This is a genomic window from Streptomyces sp. NPDC045846, from assembly GCF_056431605.1.
Map to the genome: position 1 here is coordinate 1 of NZ_JBWKKJ010000028.1, position 15,499 is coordinate 15,499.

Here is a 15,499-nt window from a genome sequence, read left to right on the forward strand (position 1 = left end):
CCGATCGGCAGATACGGCTCGATGAACTTCCACTGAGCATTGGTGAGTTGCCTACGCGTCACGACAACAGTCCTACCGGACTCCACCCCGCGAACAGGGCAGAACCCAACAGTTGATCACGACAGCACACAGGCCCTAGTGGCCATGACTTCGGACGTGATGACGTCGGTGCCCTGCGAGCACGATGTCGGCGCCGCCGTGGCGGATGCGGTCGATGGTCTGTCCGGTGGCCTCGGTTCCCGAGGCGCAGGCTGACGCGGGGGGCCTCGGCGCGTGCCTGAAGGTCGATGGCGACGTGGGCGGCTGCGCTGTTGGGCACTGTCGTCGGCGGATGCGGGGTGGAACGCGGCGGATTCCGAGGCCTTGCAGGGTGTCGAGGGCGGCGGTCAATTGACACACCCCCGCCTGTCACTTTTCCCAGAACAACTTGCCCATAACTGGGACCCCGATAATGAGCGTGGGGATGAGCAGGATGCTTCCGGCGATGAGTGCGCCCAGTGCACAACCTCGACGGCCATCCTCTCTTTTGAGGAACGAGAATGCGATTCCTGTAATGAGCGCGAACAGGACGAACCCACCAAGGAATATAATCACCCCTGCGGCAGCCATAGATCTTTGCCTTTCGTGTCACGGCACGGTACCGCTGTCGTGTGGTGGGGATGCCCCGCAGCTGCGTCCCCCACCGGCCGAGGCAGGTCAGCACGATGGAAACTCGGGCCCCCCGCGGCCGTATGTATGGCAGCATAGCCGCCATGTCTTTGCTGACCTGGGATTATGACGGTGATCTGTTCTGCGCCCTCATCACCGAGACGGGTGCTGGCGAGGACCGCATGACACATTTCGAGCTCAGCGAGGCCCGCATGGTTCCGGGCCGAGCCTCTTCTATGCCTGCCTCACCTGCTCAAGGGCCGACAGCCGTGACGGTGCTTGTCTACGCGCTCGAGGAGGAGAAACCGGCAGAGGTCTACTTCGACGCAACGCAGACGCTGCCCTTCGCCGTTCTCCAGCACTTCGTGGCGCTCGTTGCCTCACGCCTGGCGAGCACGGGATCGTAGAACAACCGCCCTGGCAGCACAGCGAGATCGTGAACCTACGCCCTGCATCCCCAGCCTTCGACGCCCACCGGCCGACGGCCCCAGGCACCCGGCAGCCGACCGCACCCGAGAACGACGACCGCGGGCCGCGGCTGGAAATTCAGCCGCCCCAGTGGCGTCGGCGCACACCGGCGGTGGCACAGGCATGGAGGCTGGCATGATGGCTTCCATGCATACATACCGAAAGGCCGATGCCGCGTAGACGGCCGGGCGCTTTGCGCGCCGAACAATGTGGCCCTCGGGTCTGGGAGGACCTGTCCCCGGACCGGATCCGCGGGCTCTCTGCCCCTACCAGCCTTGCGATACATCGGGTGGAGTGGCGTTCCGGCGACTACTACATCTTCCCCGGTGTCACTCAACGCGCGTTGCAGCGGTATCAAGAGTTCCTGGCACCGCGGGGACGTGGCGCTCTCTACCCGCGCTACGCGAGTTGCTCATGCCGCGGTTGTTCCTTCGACGACGTCCGGCATGCACGCGACATGCTGGAACAGGTCCTGCACGAGCTGCCTGCCCCACCCCGCGTGGAGCTGAAACGCCACGTGGCCTTTCTGGATGCCGCGTACCTCGAGCGCACCCTGCCCGACCCCTTCGCCCATCAGCGACAGTGGCGCTGCGACCTGTGGTGGCGTCGCCGGCTCGCCGACGCAGAGGAGGGCGGATGACGCCCTCCTGCCCAACCGCCGCAGTGAAACGATCACAGCGCGGCCGGTGTGATCACGGCGCCGCAGCCGTCCTGGACCGCCCCGAACTCAGCTTGTGGTTCGACCAAAGGTGTTCGGTGGGGACGCGGCGACGGTGACCTGGGCGGTCCAGGACCCGGTCTCCCGGGGCGGGTCCCAGGACACGTCGACGCGCGCTTCGTGGAAGTCGTGCGCGAGCCCCACCACCATGGCAGCCGCGGCAGCCCGGGCCACAGCCGGGTCGGCGTTGACCGGAACGCCGGTGAGGCGACCGCAGTACATCCCGCCGTCCACGGTGAGGACACTGTGGCGCCAGCCTTCCGGCATAGCGTGCAGGACGATGCCCTTCGGCATGCCGAAGGGGGCCGCGTCTTCTTCTCTCGCTTCTGTCTCACCATGCAGCCATCCAACCTGGTGGGCTTCCTGACCGTTCGGGCGGGCGGGACTTCAGGCGCCCCGCGGCGGGGCGTGGTGCCGGTGGGGTCGTAGGTCAAGGCTCGTGAACAGAGCCGGAGTTCAGCACGGGCAGCGGCCTCGCCCCTTCCTGGCCTCCTTGTCGACGAGCCGATCGCCCCGGCCGAAGCCCGCCCGGGCCCCCTGAACCAGCCCGCGCTCTGCCCCGGCGACGAGGTGTTCACCTGCACAGTCACCTCTGGTTCGAGTCCTGGGACAGGCACCCGAACCAGGGATGCGCGGCGGCCGGTTACCGCCGCGAATGGTCGGTGACGTTGGTGTGGGACCTCATCCGCGAGATCGATCAGGGCCCAGCGTCGGCGGCCGCCGTCCTCCTGGTCGGTGTCGGTGCCACAGGACACCACTCCCCCACCGATCACCTGGCGCAGCAGGTCCTCGTCTTGGGGGGCGTGGCCGCTCTGGTGGGACAGGAGGAGGGCCCGGTGGTCCTGGTCGGCGAGGTGCAGGCTGATGCGGCGGCCGCCGTCGGGGAGGGCGGCGCGGTCAGCAGGACGGTCACCTCGGTAATGTCTGTTTCCTTGCCGGCGTCTGGGCGGTAGCCCCCCTCGGCGAGCTTCCCCACGATGTGCCGGGCTGCTTTCCCGGGTGTCCGGCGGGCGTTCTCCAGGGTCCAGTTCGCCGATTCGGCGGCTGGCAGCCCTATCGGAGCTGGCATGATCGCCGAGTGACGGATGTTCGCTTGTCCGTATGCCGGGGTCGGTGCGGTTTCGCTACGGGGAGGGTTACTGATGGGTTGGTGGTTCCGTCGGCGGTCGGAGCCGGATGACGAGGTGGTGTCGGTCCGACTGTCGGCCGCCCACGAGATTGAGCTGCCGCCGGACGAGGAACTGGTCGAGCTGACGGCTGGAGCAGAGATGGGCGACGACGTCGCGATGGGGAACCTGGCGGCGGCCCTGCACGTGAAGGGCGACCGGAACGGTGCGCTGCACTGGTAGGGCCGGGCATGGGAAGCCGGGAACGTGGTGGGCGGCTACAACCTGGGGATGTTGCACGCGGCAGGCGGGGACGGCAACCGCGCGCAGGTGGTCTGGGAGAAGGCCGCAGCGCTCGGCGACCCGGACGCCATGCTGGGCCTGGTCAAGCAGGCGCTCGACCGTGGCGATGCGGCCGGTGTCGAGCGCTGGGCCCCGGTGATCCTCTCGCAGGGCGAGGCGTTCCCGATCTCCGCCCTGGGCGTGGCCTTTCGGAGCTGCGGCGACCTGGCGCGCGCCGTACAAGCGTTCATGCGCGCCGAGGAACTGGGCGACGGGTACGCGATGGAGTACCGCGCCCAGATCCTGGCCGCTTGGGGGCAGCGCGAGGAGGCCGAGGCTCTGCGCGCACGGTCGGCGACGGCGGAGCGGATGCTCTGAGATGCAGCAGCGGGGTGGCACGACCAAGGGGTACGACAGTCTTCCCTCCGCGGTCGCAGGCCGTAGAGCGCAACTTCGTGCGCGGTGACCGCGACCGCCGAAGGGCCCGCCTTCCTCGTCGTCACCCCCTGTTCGCCACCATCACCTTCTGGACGGTCTTCATCTCGTTCGCGCTGCTCGCCAAGTTCCGCGGCAGGTAGGGAAGTCCACCGCGTCACCCTCCACAGCCACCCCTGCACCCGCAGAGCGGGTGATCGCCAAGAACTCGGGCGGAACCGGACAGGTGGTTCCTCAGCGGATAGTCGGGGCGATGCCCGTCCCGGCGTCCAGCGGCGCTGCCACAACAGGCGCCCCACGAACGGGCATTCCAGGGCCTGAAGGGGGCCGTCCTCGTGCCCGTCCTCCTGGAACGCGGCGAAGATCCCACCGCTATGAATGGCGTCCCCGGCGGCGATACCGCGCGCCGGGTGGGGACTACCATCGACGGCCAGGAGGCCGGAGACAGGGCGCCAACTATCCTGTCGGGGCTGGTTCGGAGGGAGGGTGCTGTGGATCGCAAACCCCGTGACCGCGCGGCTGAACGCTCCGCCATCCAAGCCGCCGCAGATCGACTGCTGACCGGCACCGCACTGTACTCGGCCCCCGGCAAACTCACCGCGACCAGACTGATCACCGAAAGCCGACTGCGCCGCGACATCGTCTACCAACACCGCGACCTCGTCGAAGACTTCTGGACCCGCGCCCCGGAGTCGTCCTGGGGACCCAGTACCCGTCCGTCCGCGCACCCCTCCGAGTGATGGGCGGCATGTTCGTCTTCGCCGCCATGGCCGTACCCGCCTGGATCAGCACGCTACGCCGCCGCTGACCCAGCCCGCCCAGCTCCCCTTGCCGACGTAACAGTCTGCCTATCGGGCCCCGACCGATCCCCCGTGGAGAAGTCAAGCCGTAGGGACCGTGCTGACGGCCGGTAACGTGTCCGCCTGACGGCCCCACACCTTCCTTGGGAAAAGAAGTTCAGGATGCACATCCTGGAGGATCCATCCAAGCTCTCGGCGCGCGCACAGGACCTTCTGCGTCGCACAGGCCGTCGTGAATGCCCCACGCGGTTCGGGCTGCCGATAGAGCTCTGGCGCGTGCGCAACCCCACGGGGAAGCCCGTCCCCGCCCCCATGGAACTCATCATCAGGCTCGAAGGATTCGAGCAGAGGTTCGGAGGTCTGCGCTACGACATACGCCATAGCTGGGTTGCAGGCGGGGAGCGGTACGAGACCGCCCACCGATGGGAGTACGACCACCTCGGTCTGCAGACGGCAGCATGGCCGGACCCTCAAAGAGGGGGCTGGTACTTCGAGTGGACCGGCGAGCGTGTGTCGAAGCCATGCCGGGACTTGATCCACACCAACGGCAGTGTGGGCACCGACGTCGACGGAGGCAGCCCCTACCTCCCTCTCGCCCCGTCGCTGCGGCATCTGATCGAATCGCATGCTCTGACCGACGCCGTCGCGACATGGAAGCCATGGCCCATGGACACTCTTGCCGCCTCGGCCATCGAACTCCTCGACGGCCTGGTGGAGGTACCCGAAGCCTCGTGGAGGTCCTCTCGGTGGCGCCTGTCGGACACCGTGGCCGTCAGGGCCTACGACAGCTGGGCCCACAAGAACCCCCGCCGCCGCACGCTCGTCTGGTCTCGCGAAGAAGCTGGCCACCGTCAAGTGCGGCAGTCCTGGACGGATGGCAGCACCACGATCAGAGCGACACCGTGATCCTCAGCGGCAACGACCCCGTAGAGGCGCCGAGGTCATCATCTTCATCAAGAGGGTGCCCCAGTAATTCGATGGCGTGTGCGGGACGGTGCCGCCACGCTGGTCGGCGTGGCAGAACCCAAACACCAGATCCGCGCCCGGTACACCGCCTCCACGGTCACCGTTTACCAGGCATACACACCCGAGATCGGCCTGCCCGCGGCGCGGGACTCCCGCTTCCCTGCCGCCTGGCAGCGGGACCGGATGACATGGATCAAGCCCTCTTTCCTGTGGATGATGTATCGCTGCGGGTGGGGCGCCAAGGAGGGCCAGGAAACCATCCTCGCCATCGAAATCACCCGCGACGGATTCGAGTGGGCACTGGAACACGCCTGCCTCGCCCACTGCGAGAACGGGCTGCACCCCGACCGCGCCACCTGGAAGCGGCAATTGAAACGGGCCCCAGCCCGGGTCCAATGGGACCCCGAGCGCGATCTGCACCTGCAGCCGCTTCCCCACCGCTCGCTGCAGCTCGGACTCGCCGGTGAAGCCGCACACCGCTACGCGGACGAGTGGATGGTCTCCATCACCGACAACACCACGCTCGCACACGAAGTCCATGCCCGTATACGGAACGGGCACCTGGATGCCGCTCAGCAACTCCTGCCGCCGGAACGCCCCTATCCCGTGCCGGACGGACTCCTGGACCACCTGCACCGATGAACATGGTCGCCCATTGAGACGGTCTCTTATGGTGCACGGCACCGGCACCGACGGCGCGACCAACTTCGGCCCTATGACGGACTGCTTCACCGAGCGCAGCACTGTCGTCCCACCGGCTTCGCGAGCAGTGGCCGCACGCCGCTCGGCCCGGCGCCGCTCACGGTCGACCTTCTCGCCGGTCAGGTCGTGGCGGCGGGCGCCGTAAGCGGTGAGCCCGTCGACGTGGTGGGTTTCTCCCTCGGCTTCGTGATCGTTGACGTGCTCGGCAGGGAACCCGCGCGGCGGTTGGCAGCACGAGTCATCGATCGCCCGTCACGGGAGATCGGCTCGGCGTCTATTGAGTACCGGTACTCAGATGGGCAGGGCTGGAGTTGCCTAACGTGGCGTTCATGACAAAAAGTGGGCCGCCGTGCTTCCGACGTGTGCTGTGATCAGCAGCCCTCCAGTCACGCGTCTGCACGGCCCCCTTCCGGAGCATGAGCCTCTCCCCCACCAATCGAGGAGCGCTTGCTGTGCCACGCCCCCAGCACCCCGCCTGCCCTGTGGTCCACCCGATGGTGTCGCAGCCCGCACATCCGGATCCCGGTCCGCGGCCCGCCGGCTCTTTCACGCAGCCCGTCTTCGGCGCCGGCCCGTGGGCTCATCCCACGGCGGCGCCTCGTTGAGCTGCCGGTTCTGCGGTGCGCTCCCGGCCGCGTACACGACGTTTCGTGGGCATCGGGGCGTGTTGCCGTGGATGCGGTTCTCGAGCGTGAGCGGTCCCTTCTGCCGGCCCTGCGGCACCGCGGTCTACCGCGAGGTGGACCAGCCGGACGTTGTGGCAGGGCTGGTGGTCGCCCCTGTCCCTGGTCCTGTTCACTCCCGGCACTCTCGTCATCAGCCGCATCGCTCTCGCCCAGATCAACAAGCTGCCCGCGCCCCTGCCCGGACAGCCCGGCCCGCCCTCAACTCGCCCCCGAGAAACCGATGCGGTGGCGGGCTGGCTTCCTGGCAGCCGCGCTCCCCTGGCATGGGCCATCTGGGTCCTGCTCCACATCATCAGCGACCTCAGGTCGTGAAACCTGCCGCCGAAACCGGCATCGGGCCGTCCAGGATGGCCTCCCCAGCCGGCCCCTCAGCCAGCCCGCCCCGACCCGCCTTCCCTTGAGGTAGCCCCGCCGTGCACCAGCCACCGCAGCCCCCGTCCGACGCTCCACAGGGATTCGGCCCGCCCCCTGCAGACTTCAGTCCCGCCCCTGTGCCGATCCCGACCGTCCCGCAGAGGTACGGGGCACCCGTCCCTGCGATGCCCAGCACCCCGCCGACGAACGTTCTTCGCCCTGGCTCGCGGCGCGCCCGGCTGTGGCCGGGGGTGGCCGCCATCATCGCGGGATCCGCTCTGGTGCTCGGGTGCGGCACCGTGTACCTGTGGCCGGGCCGCAGCAGTCAGGCGGCGGCCGATGCGAGCAGCGGTGGCAAAGGCGGCGACCACGGCGAGCAGGCCGCCCCGCCCTCCGCCAAGATGCTCTTCAACCAGCTCGCGCCCAAGGGCCAGAACCATGCGGACCGTGTCCCCGGCGAGTGGCTCACCGACAAGGTGTACGCCAAGACCGGTTTCAAGGACGTCACCGGTTACGACCGGTCAAGTGGCGCTCAGCTCTGGAAGCTCCCCCTTCCCACCCAGGTGTGTGCCACGACTTTGCAGAGCACTGTGGACGGCGTCACTGTGATCGCGTACGACGACGAGAAGAGTTCTACCTTCGAGGGCGTCGGAACCTGCTCCGAGATCGAGGCCTTCAACATCACCACAGGCACGGTGCTCTGGCATGCCAGCACACCCGTGCTCGGTGCTTCCGCCGACGGCAGCGGTGACCGCAAGCTTTTTGCCGAGGAGATCGCCATCAGCGGCGGCACCGCTGCCGCCGACGGCGGAAACGACGGAGGCGTCGCCTGGGACATAGCCACGGGCAAGCAACTATGGAAGCCGACGGCCAACGCCGACAACTGCCAGGACGACGGCTACGCTGGGGGCCCGGCGCTGGTCGCCGTGCGCCGGTGCGGCGACTACACACGGCCCTCCCTCTCGGTCCAGACGCTGGACCCCGCGACCGGACAGCCTCTGTCCACCTACACGGTGGACCCGGCCTTCCGGGACATGCACGTGCTGTCCTCCCGGCCCCTGGTCGTCGGTGGCTCTCCCGGCGAGGGCTCCGGCGCCAAGATCTCCGACGTCTACTCCGTCGACGAGAAGACCGGCAAGGAACTTGCCCACATCACGATCCCCGACGAGAAGTACGCCATCGACTGCGAAATGGAGGTGGGGACCTGCCTGGGCCCCCTCGTCGGCGGCGGTAAACTGTTCCTGCCCACGGCCGACCACGCCAACGCCTCCACCGATGTCCTCGGCCAGACCAACGAGTTCGTGGCTTTCGACCTCGCCACCGGCAAGCCCGTACCAGGCCGTGCCGACGCCGGGGACTCAGGCCGGTTCTTCCCCATCCGCATGGACGGCAACAACGCCATCGTCCTGCGCACGCCACGCCCGGGCGGACACGGCGCGGTGGTGAGCATCGACAACACCACGCTGAAGCAGACCGTCCTCATGGAGCTGCCCAACAACGACAAGCTCCTCAACTCGGTATTGGGATCCTTCCTTGTCCGCGGCGAGGACCTGCTGTACGACAAGGGCGGCAGGCTCTACATAGGCGATCGGCTGATGGACAAATCCAACGACACCATCAACGGCCCCCACTACCTCTTCTGCGTCCTCGGCCCCTCCTGAGAGGTCGATAGGTGCGCTCATGCGGTAGTTGATAATGCTGTGACGGCGTCACCGAGCCCGGCTGTTTCGGCATATCGGCAGTGCGGTCGCAGCAGTCCGGGCTCGATGGGGCCGTGCTCGACGAGATCGAGTAAAAACCGCAGGTCTATCGCTCAACGGTTATCGGATGCTTGGCATCCAACTACCGTAAAGATGCGCCTATCGCCCTCTGAGTGGGTATCCCAACGCAGCACAAGCTTGCTCACCCAGCGACCGAGTCCGCGGACGGCCGAGTACTCCACACGCGAGGCCGCGCCGGAGGCTGCCAGCGAGATGGCGGACCTGACTCACCTTGCTGGCGCGGTTTTGTGGGGCGGGAATCGATCAGCCTCACGTGGCCTAGACCTCAGACTGCTAGAACGAGAAGTGCACCTCGTTGCCAACCCCTGCGCCCCTGAGCACGTTGCCGAACACACTCAAAACCCACATGCAAAGAGCATTTCGTTCCGCATCAGCTGGACGAATCGGGAGATGGGTGGCCGACGTTGTCCGTGTAGAAGCGGCCCTGCTCACACAGCGCGTCGATCACGAGGTTGTCTTCCTCGCTCAGTTGCGCGTCCAGAGCAACGCTGATGACGTGGCGGGCATGGGCCAGCCGCCGGGCGACATCCCAGTCGGCGATGAATGTTCCGACGGTGTACTCGTCGGCGGTTCCGGATGCTTGGCGGGATCCGAGTCGGTCGAGGGACACAACGAACTCGTTCAGGTCCTGCAGGACTGCGACGAGTTCTTCGAGGGGGATACGGATCTCCCGGGAGGACATGTCCATCGACCGAATCACTCCAGAGTTGGCGCCCAGCCCGCAAGAGACCTTGCGGGTCGGTGCGGGGCCAGGAACGGGTGCGACCTCCAGTGATCATCGGTGTGTGAAGACAGAAGATCAGTCTGCGGCCGCGGTCACAGCTTAGATCCTGACCGCCGGCAGGCCACGTTCGAGGTGTTGATAGGCCGTATCGCGGGGCAATTCGCCCGAGTGGAACCCACGGCGTCGGGCGCGCCGACGATCGGCCAGGCCACCGCCACCTGCTCGTCCGCCGCAATCGGCACAGCGGTGAACTCGCCTTCTGCCGCTGCTACTCGGGGAACCGGGTGCCGCGGCCCACCCTCGTGAAAGTAGCGTGCCGCAGGTGGACGATCGAGGAGTGTTAGCCGCAGTACTTGTTCTCGTAGCTGCCTGCAGCCCACTTGATGTCGCCGTTCTCGCCGATCCCGTAGACGAACCTTCCCGCAAAGTCGACGCACGTGCCACGTGCGGAGATGTACACGGGTCCCGCGTATTGGTGATAGCTCTGACTGAATCCGTCTCTTGCGGACTGGTCCCAGTCCATATTGCTGGTCTTGATCTCGACCATGATGAAGCTCACGCCGGGGATCCAGGTGTTGGAACGGGCGACCGCGCAGTTCTTGCCGGTTGCATTGGACCAGTAGACGTTGATGCTGCCCATGGCGACATGGTCCGCGGACGTCATGGGCCAGGACCCTTTGAGAGCGTAGCCAAAACCGTAGACGTTGGGGCCGGTTGCGGCACTGGCGGTGCCCGTCCCCGGCGACGAGTGCGCCGCAAATCATCGCACTGGACAGTACGGCCAGGGCCAACTTGCTCTTTCGTATGTTCATGATTGTTCCCCATTTCCTGTGCGCTGGGGTTCGGGTGTCAGCCATCGGCAGCTGCTGCACGCCCGCAAGATCAGAGACCCGGCCGCGAGGTGGCCCGACCGCCCGGGATCGAAGCCGAGCCGGGCGGACACTCGTCGGCGCTCTCGCGGTTCTTCCGGGCTCGCTCGGGACACGTGCACCGCGCAATGCTTGGGGCACGTCGGGGCCCTGTGAACGGGCGGCCACGACGGATCGCCGGATCCTGCTCTGATGGGGCGTCAGGAGGTGGTCGGGTTGGATGCTTCCCGACGGCGTCGGGTCGCCCATACCGCGGCTGCGCCGCCGGTCAGAAGGACTCCTCCGGCCAGGCTGCCCATGGGGTGGTGTCGCTGCCGGTGTGGGCGAGCTGAGCCTGAGGGGCGGGGGCTGGCGGCTGCGGCCGGGACGGCGTACCGGACGGTGACGTGGCGGCAAGGGCCCTGGTGTCTTGGAGGGTGAGGGCGACTCGTCCACCCGGGGTGGCGGTGAACTGGCGGGGTGTCGCATTGAGTTCATAGCCGCCGGGGGCCTGGGTCTCGGTGGCCCAGTAGTCCGTGCCTGCCTTGAGGAGGACGTTCAGCTGGGCCGTGGCGGTGCCGTCCGCGCCGGTCGTCACCTTGGCGACTGTCTTGCCGGGGACGTGCCCGCCGTCCAGGACGCTATCCCCTGCGATGGTGATGACTGCTCCGGGCGGTGCCCTCTCGCTGGCCTGGTCGACCCTCTTCAGATGGAGGGCGGCGGGTTTGAACGGGTCGATGACCACGATCAGATTGGCGGCGGCCTTCCTCGTCGGTCAAGCCCATCTCGCGCCTCCATTCCCACCAATCGGGCCCCGCACAGGATGTGGTCGGGTCTGAGACCTGACGGTACCTGGGCCGCAGGCAACACCTGGCCAGGGGCTCGGCGTTGACTGCCCGCAGGGCGGGAGGCCGCCGCGTGAGCTCCCTCAGGGAGGGATGATGATGGTGTGCGGCGCAGGGAACCGTTGGGTAGCGGTACGGGCGGCCGCCGCCCGTTTTCAGTGGGATCCGCCGCGGGGTTGGACAGCCTGTACACCGCGGCGGATGGCAGCTCCGGTCATCGCCGCAAGGCTGCTCCGCTCCTCCTCGGGGGTGGAGCCGAATGGCATCGGCGATCGAGGAGGCGCAGGGCGCGACCGCCCGGCAGCTCTGCTCGGCATGTGCGTCCAGATGAGCGCCCGATAGGTACAGATCCTCTGAAGCGGCTGTTGGGATCAAGCGTGAGGTGGTAGTCCCGTGTCCCGCTGGTCAGCGCTGGCGGGGAGGCGTGGTGTTCCCGGGCCGGTCTGTCAAGACGGGAGGGCCTGTCGGCGGCGTGGGTTGGTAGCACCGGCCGTCGCGCAGTGGAGCCGCCCGTTACCGGCCCCCGGGGCCGGGTTCCTGGCCGCCCTCTTCATTTGCTATGCGCTGGTACCGGCACATAGCTAGAGTGTCGGTATGGGAAAGCAGACGAACATCCGGTTGGACGAAGAGATCAAAGCGGCCGCGGAGGACCGGGCCAAGCGCCGGGGTCTGAGCTTGCAGGGGTACGTGGCAGACCTGATCGAGGCCGATGTGAACCAGTCACGCGCCGCCTTCATGGCTGGCGCCGCGACCTTCCTGGCCGCCTACACGGAGGAGTTCGAGGCCGAGGTTGGTGAGGACCGGTACCCCGGGCTGCCGAAAGGACTGCAGAAGCGCGCTCCGAGGGACGCCGCGTGAATCTCCGCATCGATCTAGCCTGGATCTTGGCCGTGGCGCAGCAGATTCCGGGCGACCCCCTGGTTGTGGACTACGGCGTCCCGGTCGCGGCGGAAGCACGTCACCGGGCGGAAGTCCTGGACCGCGAGGTCTACCCCGAGCCTCATCACAAGGCAGCGGCGCTGCTGTGCGAGCTGGCGAGAAACCCCAGCCTGGAGGCGAGAAACCTCCTTTTCGCGGCCACGGTTGCTGCGGCCTATCTGTCGGCGTGCGGGCTTTCGGTGAGTCCTGGCCTGGGCACCGTCCTCCCCTTGGCACGGGCCGCCCGGGACGGGCTCCCGGTGCGTGAAGTTGCCCTTCAGATCAAGACCTGGACGAGCTGATCAGGCATGGCCGCGCGCGAGCGTCGCCCGGCCTTCCACCGCTTGGGTGGCGCCTTGTGGCGGCTCCGTGCGCTGGCAACACGTCACGCGCGTAGGAGCACCGTCACGGCTGTCGGCCCTGGAGCAGGTGAAGCAGGCACAGAAGAGACTCGGCCCTGAACCATGCAGGCCTCGCTGGTTCGGAAGGCTGCGGTTCCTCTGCGGGGAATCCCGTCGGACGTCGTTTGTCAGTGCTGGGTGCCAAGATCGCGGCATGGGAGTTATCTATGGGTACTTTGCTGCTGCCGACGATGACGACGCAGTGCGGGCTGTGGTCCGTGAAGACGGCCAACCAACCGCGACGGGTTACGACGGGTTCGACATCAACGGTATGGATCCGACCACTGACCTGCTGCCTGCGGAAGTGGCTCTCACCGGCCGGTCGGCCGAGAGTGTCCAGGCCGACCCGCGGCATGGCCACCTGCTCGCGAGCATTGAAGAGGGGGAGCTTCTGTGCCTGACGCTGACCGATTCCCTGCGCGATGCACTCGCCGGTGCTGATCAGTCCTTGCTGAGAGAGGTCGCCCGCGAGTGGGCCACCTCGGACGTGTTCTGGACGCCCCCGGATCCGGAGGGCCTGGCCGAGTTCCTCACCCGGGCGGCTGATCTGGCTGGCCGGGCCATGGCGCGAGGACATCGTCTCTACTGCTGGATGTGCATCTGACGAGCAAGTACGAACCAGGGATCCCGTATCTCCTGATCAAGCCATCAGCCGTAGTTCCGTTGATCGTCGCAAGATCAGCCTGCTGAGGATCCGCACGTCGTGGTGCGCCGGCTGGGGTCGTTGTAGGCGTTCTGGGTTCCGCCGGGGCAAGCCGGGATTCTGCACGTGCTCGGGCCCGAGGACGACACGACCGCAGTCACCGCCACCCAGCCGAGGGCCGTGGTCCAGCATCTCGTCACGACCGGCCAGGGCAGTCCGGGAACCCAGACATCGGTTTCGGCGTCATCCGTCTGGCCTGGGTAGTACGGGACCTTCCCGTAGAACGGGTCGGCCGGATCCGCAGCGACCGAGTGACGCGCCTGCCCAAGCTCCCTCGCATCTACGACCTCCAGGGCGGGCGCCCGCCCAAGCACGGGCCGGAGTTCCGCTTCTGGCCCCCGGCGGCGGGGGCGGGACCTCGAGCCTGGCTGGGCATTGGACCGCACGACACGTGGGACTCCCGCCCTTCCCCCGCGGGCGGTTCGTGTTCACCGGTCCTGACGCCCTCCTCTCCTTGGCGCCAGGGCCACCGCGTAGCAAGACAGTCGCCCGGCCAAGGGTTCTGGCTCGCCCCCCTGCGAAGTGGGATGATCTGTTGATCGCAGTTCCCGGCACGGCTCGACCGGCGCCGCTGAACGCTTGTGCAGCGCTCGGCGGCGGGTCACAGATCCCGCGGCGTGGCCACGGGGTTTCGTTCGTTGCCGGAGAAGTCGGCGGAGACTTTGGCGCACGGGGCGTAGACGTCCACGATGAGTGTGCTGCCCCGGTTGTTCCAGGCCAGGTCGAGCATGTCGCCGGTCTCGGGGTCTTCCATGCGGAAGCCGAGGTCGGTCCAGTCGGTTTCGTGCCGCGTGGTGTTGTCGGTCAGCTTCCAGTCCTTTGAGGCGAAGCGGGCCCGTACACGGTCCATAACGGTTTGTGCTGTCTGCTGCGAGAGGCGCGGGATCTTCCAGTGATGCCCGACGCCGACCACCCTGTCCTGCGCCACGTCGATCTGAGTCCACCCGCCCCCATAACAACCATCGGTGTCCACGTAGTTGTCCTCGACAGGCATCTGGGGCAGGTCAACCACGGCCCGCACCAGGCGGGAGTGATCCTGCAGCCGGTCGGCCGTCTTCACAGGGTTGGCCTGCGGCCACGTCCGCCCTCCGAAAAAGCCGCTCACCGCACCCACCGCCCACACACCGCCGGCCGTCACCATCACCACCGCAGTGACGATGCTTGCAACGCCCAGTGCCTTGATGCCGTACCCGACCCGCGATCCGCTCTGTGTCATGAACGCCACGCTAGGCAGCACCAGGCCCCCACACCTGAGCACTTCTACTCAGCGGGCCCCGGTCCTCCCACACAACCGGACTGAGTAGGCCCACCGCACGGCGAAGGTGCCCGACACAAGGCGCAGAGCTGCTCGTAACTTCGTTGCGACCAGTCAAGTGGCTTTGTTCATGAGAACGGGAACGGACAGCAAATGTTCACCACTTCGGGAGGCAGCAGAGCACACCAGGTATTCGACCGCTGCTTGAGTCTCGGTCTGAGATGCGGCTGCCGAGGTCTGATAGGCGGTATGCGGCGGCTACCTGCCGACGTCCATCCGAAGAACGTCGCCACGACGTTCCGCGTCTTCGTGTGTGCGGCGCGTCGGCTGCGTCAGAGTCGCGCAGGCGGCCGGGATGAGCTCAAGGCTCGCCCCTGTACGGACGTACGGGGCGTGGCAGTGGCTGACGCCAGTCGCCCAGCGTCGTCAGGAGAAATTGGCGGGCGAGAGGACGGATGTCGTCCCACGCCGGATCCGTGGCCAGGGCGTTGGTCCAGAGGCCGACGCGGCAGGCGGCATCGATCTCGCCGAGGCGACGGCCGATGGCCCGAAGACCGTGCAGATCCTTGGGCTCGAAGGCTCCGCGCTCCGCGAGTTCCTCGGAAACGCGGCAGAGAAGCTCCACCTCTTCAACAATGTCCTTCGTCTCCAGCTCGCGCTCGCCCAGCCAGGCAAGCTGATCACGCGTGTCGGCTGCGAGGAGTGCCATAAAACGCAGCGTCCAGGTGCGGAGGTGTGCGTCGCCCAGATGGTTCATACATGCAGGATCGCACCTTGCTCACGCAGCCGTGTTCGACGGCAGAAGGCGTCAGTGGCCGGCGCGGCGCCCGCGGATGCTGAAGCACGAATGCTGCTGCCA

The 15,499-nt window shown here is 67.2% G+C and carries 19 protein-coding genes and 1 pseudogene; 14 read left to right on the plus strand and 6 right to left on the minus strand.

The window, feature by feature from the left end; translation table 11 throughout:
- Positions 1–752 precede the first annotated feature (752 nt).
- Positions 753–1,055 carry a hypothetical protein gene (locus tag AC07F3_RS39865; protein WP_479119829.1) on the plus strand — a complete coding sequence of 101 codons (303 nt, stop codon included), beginning with the start codon at positions 753–755 and terminating at the stop codon, positions 1,053–1,055.
- Between the two features lie 518 nt (positions 1,056–1,573).
- Positions 1,574–1,756: a hypothetical protein gene (locus AC07F3_RS39870; protein WP_479119831.1), complete on the plus strand. Its 183-nt coding sequence runs from the start codon at positions 1,574–1,576 to the stop codon at positions 1,754–1,756.
- Positions 1,757–1,843: 87 nt separating this feature from the next.
- On the opposite strand, the gene AC07F3_RS39875 is transcribed toward AC07F3_RS39870, so the two are convergent.
- Complete coding sequence (locus AC07F3_RS39875; protein ID WP_479119832.1) at positions 1,844–2,128, minus strand: hypothetical protein; 285 nt, start codon at positions 2,126–2,128, stop codon at positions 1,844–1,846.
- Positions 2,129–2,976: 848 nt separating this feature from the next.
- On the opposite strand from AC07F3_RS39875, the gene AC07F3_RS39880 reads away from it, so the two are divergent.
- The 8 genes from AC07F3_RS39880 (at position 2,977) to AC07F3_RS39915 (ending at position 8,826) form a co-directional block, all read left to right on the plus strand.
- Positions 2,977–3,183 carry a hypothetical protein gene (locus tag AC07F3_RS39880; protein WP_479119834.1) on the plus strand — a complete coding sequence of 69 codons (207 nt, stop codon included), beginning with the start codon at positions 2,977–2,979 and terminating at the stop codon, positions 3,181–3,183.
- Between the two features lie 48 nt (positions 3,184–3,231).
- Complete coding sequence (locus AC07F3_RS39885) at positions 3,232–3,600, plus strand: hypothetical protein (RefSeq protein WP_479119835.1); 369 nt, start codon at positions 3,232–3,234, stop codon at positions 3,598–3,600.
- A 77-nt stretch (positions 3,601–3,677) separates the two neighbouring features.
- Complete coding sequence (locus tag AC07F3_RS39890) at positions 3,678–3,800, plus strand: hypothetical protein (RefSeq protein ID WP_479119837.1); 123 nt, start codon at positions 3,678–3,680, stop codon at positions 3,798–3,800.
- Between the two features lie 348 nt (positions 3,801–4,148).
- A complete protein-coding gene (locus tag AC07F3_RS39895; RefSeq protein WP_479119838.1) occupies positions 4,149–4,397 on the plus strand; it encodes a hypothetical protein in 249 nt (82 codons plus the stop codon).
- Between the two features lie 222 nt (positions 4,398–4,619).
- Complete coding sequence (locus AC07F3_RS39900) at positions 4,620–5,363, plus strand: hypothetical protein (RefSeq protein WP_479119840.1); 744 nt, start codon at positions 4,620–4,622, stop codon at positions 5,361–5,363.
- 108 nt (positions 5,364–5,471) lie between these two features.
- Complete coding sequence (locus AC07F3_RS39905; RefSeq protein WP_479119841.1) at positions 5,472–6,065, plus strand: DUF4291 domain-containing protein; 594 nt, start codon at positions 5,472–5,474, stop codon at positions 6,063–6,065.
- A gap of 815 nt (positions 6,066–6,880) precedes the next feature.
- Positions 6,881–7,123: a hypothetical protein gene (locus tag AC07F3_RS39910; RefSeq protein ID WP_479119843.1), complete on the plus strand. Its 243-nt coding sequence runs from the start codon at positions 6,881–6,883 to the stop codon at positions 7,121–7,123.
- A gap of 227 nt (positions 7,124–7,350) precedes the next feature.
- Positions 7,351–8,826, plus strand: a complete 1,476-nt coding sequence (locus tag AC07F3_RS39915; RefSeq protein WP_479119845.1) for an outer membrane protein assembly factor BamB family protein — start codon at positions 7,351–7,353, stop codon at positions 8,824–8,826.
- Between the two features lie 490 nt (positions 8,827–9,316).
- Here the strand turns inward: AC07F3_RS39915 and AC07F3_RS39920 are convergent, their stop codons facing one another.
- The gene (locus tag AC07F3_RS39920) at positions 9,317–9,634 is read right to left on the minus strand and encodes a hypothetical protein (RefSeq protein ID WP_479119847.1); all 318 of its coding nucleotides are present in this window, start codon (positions 9,632–9,634) and stop codon (positions 9,317–9,319) included.
- Between the two features lie 230 nt (positions 9,635–9,864).
- Here AC07F3_RS39920 and AC07F3_RS39925 point away from each other — a divergent pair.
- A pseudogene (locus tag AC07F3_RS39925) lies at positions 9,865–10,008 on the plus strand (IS701 family transposase); the annotation flags it as partial.
- Between the two features lie 2 nt (positions 10,009–10,010).
- On the opposite strand, the gene AC07F3_RS39930 reads toward AC07F3_RS39925, so the two are convergent.
- Positions 10,011–10,310, minus strand: coding sequence for a hypothetical protein (locus AC07F3_RS39930; RefSeq protein ID WP_479119848.1), 300 nt, complete (start codon positions 10,308–10,310; stop codon positions 10,011–10,013).
- Positions 10,311–10,807: 497 nt separating this feature from the next.
- On the minus strand, positions 10,808–11,263 hold the full coding sequence (locus AC07F3_RS39935; RefSeq protein WP_479119850.1) for a prealbumin-like fold domain-containing protein: 456 nt from the start codon (positions 11,261–11,263) through the stop codon (positions 10,808–10,810).
- A 694-nt stretch (positions 11,264–11,957) separates the two neighbouring features.
- Between AC07F3_RS39935 and AC07F3_RS39940 the strand changes: the two genes are divergently transcribed.
- From AC07F3_RS39940 to AC07F3_RS39950, 3 genes are all read left to right on the plus strand, one after another.
- Positions 11,958–12,221 carry a hypothetical protein gene (locus AC07F3_RS39940; protein ID WP_479119852.1) on the plus strand — a complete coding sequence of 88 codons (264 nt, stop codon included), beginning with the start codon at positions 11,958–11,960 and terminating at the stop codon, positions 12,219–12,221.
- On the plus strand, positions 12,218–12,583 hold the full coding sequence (locus tag AC07F3_RS39945; RefSeq protein WP_479119854.1) for a hypothetical protein: 366 nt from the start codon (positions 12,218–12,220) through the stop codon (positions 12,581–12,583). Before AC07F3_RS39940 ends, AC07F3_RS39945 begins: the two co-directional genes overlap by 4 nt.
- Before the next feature lie 253 nt (positions 12,584–12,836).
- Positions 12,837–13,286: a hypothetical protein gene (locus tag AC07F3_RS39950; RefSeq protein WP_479119855.1), complete on the plus strand. Its 450-nt coding sequence runs from the start codon at positions 12,837–12,839 to the stop codon at positions 13,284–13,286.
- 700 nt (positions 13,287–13,986) lie between these two features.
- Here AC07F3_RS39950 and AC07F3_RS39955 read toward each other — a convergent pair.
- The gene (locus AC07F3_RS39955) at positions 13,987–14,601 is read right to left on the minus strand and encodes a hypothetical protein (RefSeq protein ID WP_479119856.1); all 615 of its coding nucleotides are present in this window, start codon (positions 14,599–14,601) and stop codon (positions 13,987–13,989) included.
- Between the two features lie 400 nt (positions 14,602–15,001).
- On the minus strand, positions 15,002–15,397 hold the full coding sequence (locus AC07F3_RS39960; RefSeq protein WP_479119857.1) for a hypothetical protein: 396 nt from the start codon (positions 15,395–15,397) through the stop codon (positions 15,002–15,004).
- Positions 15,398–15,499: the final 102 nt, after the last annotated feature.

Coding starts and splice junctions, on each gene's coding strand:
- AC07F3_RS39865 (WP_479119829.1), top strand. CDS start 753: ATGTCTTTGCTGACCTGGGATTATGACGGTGATCTGTTCTGCGCCCTC.
- AC07F3_RS39870 (WP_479119831.1), top strand. CDS start 1,574: ATGCTGGAACAGGTCCTGCACGAGCTGCCTGCCCCACCCCGCGTGGAG.
- AC07F3_RS39875 (WP_479119832.1), bottom strand. CDS start 2,128: ATGCCGAAGGGCATCGTCCTGCACGCTATGCCGGAAGGCTGGCGCCAC.
- AC07F3_RS39880 (WP_479119834.1), top strand. CDS start 2,977: ATGGGTTGGTGGTTCCGTCGGCGGTCGGAGCCGGATGACGAGGTGGTG.
- AC07F3_RS39885 (WP_479119835.1), top strand. CDS start 3,232: ATGTTGCACGCGGCAGGCGGGGACGGCAACCGCGCGCAGGTGGTCTGG.
- AC07F3_RS39900 (WP_479119840.1), top strand. CDS start 4,620: ATGCACATCCTGGAGGATCCATCCAAGCTCTCGGCGCGCGCACAGGAC.
- AC07F3_RS39915 (WP_479119845.1), top strand. CDS start 7,351: ATGCCCAGCACCCCGCCGACGAACGTTCTTCGCCCTGGCTCGCGGCGC.
- AC07F3_RS39920 (WP_479119847.1), bottom strand. CDS start 9,634: ATGGACATGTCCTCCCGGGAGATCCGTATCCCCCTCGAAGAACTCGTC.
- AC07F3_RS39930 (WP_479119848.1), bottom strand. CDS start 10,310: ATGGGCAGCATCAACGTCTACTGGTCCAATGCAACCGGCAAGAACTGC.
- AC07F3_RS39940 (WP_479119852.1), top strand. CDS start 11,958: ATGGGAAAGCAGACGAACATCCGGTTGGACGAAGAGATCAAAGCGGCC.
- AC07F3_RS39950 (WP_479119855.1), top strand. CDS start 12,837: ATGGGAGTTATCTATGGGTACTTTGCTGCTGCCGACGATGACGACGCA.
- AC07F3_RS39955 (WP_479119856.1), bottom strand. CDS start 14,601: ATGACACAGAGCGGATCGCGGGTCGGGTACGGCATCAAGGCACTGGGC.
- AC07F3_RS39960 (WP_479119857.1), bottom strand. CDS start 15,397: ATGAACCATCTGGGCGACGCACACCTCCGCACCTGGACGCTGCGTTTT.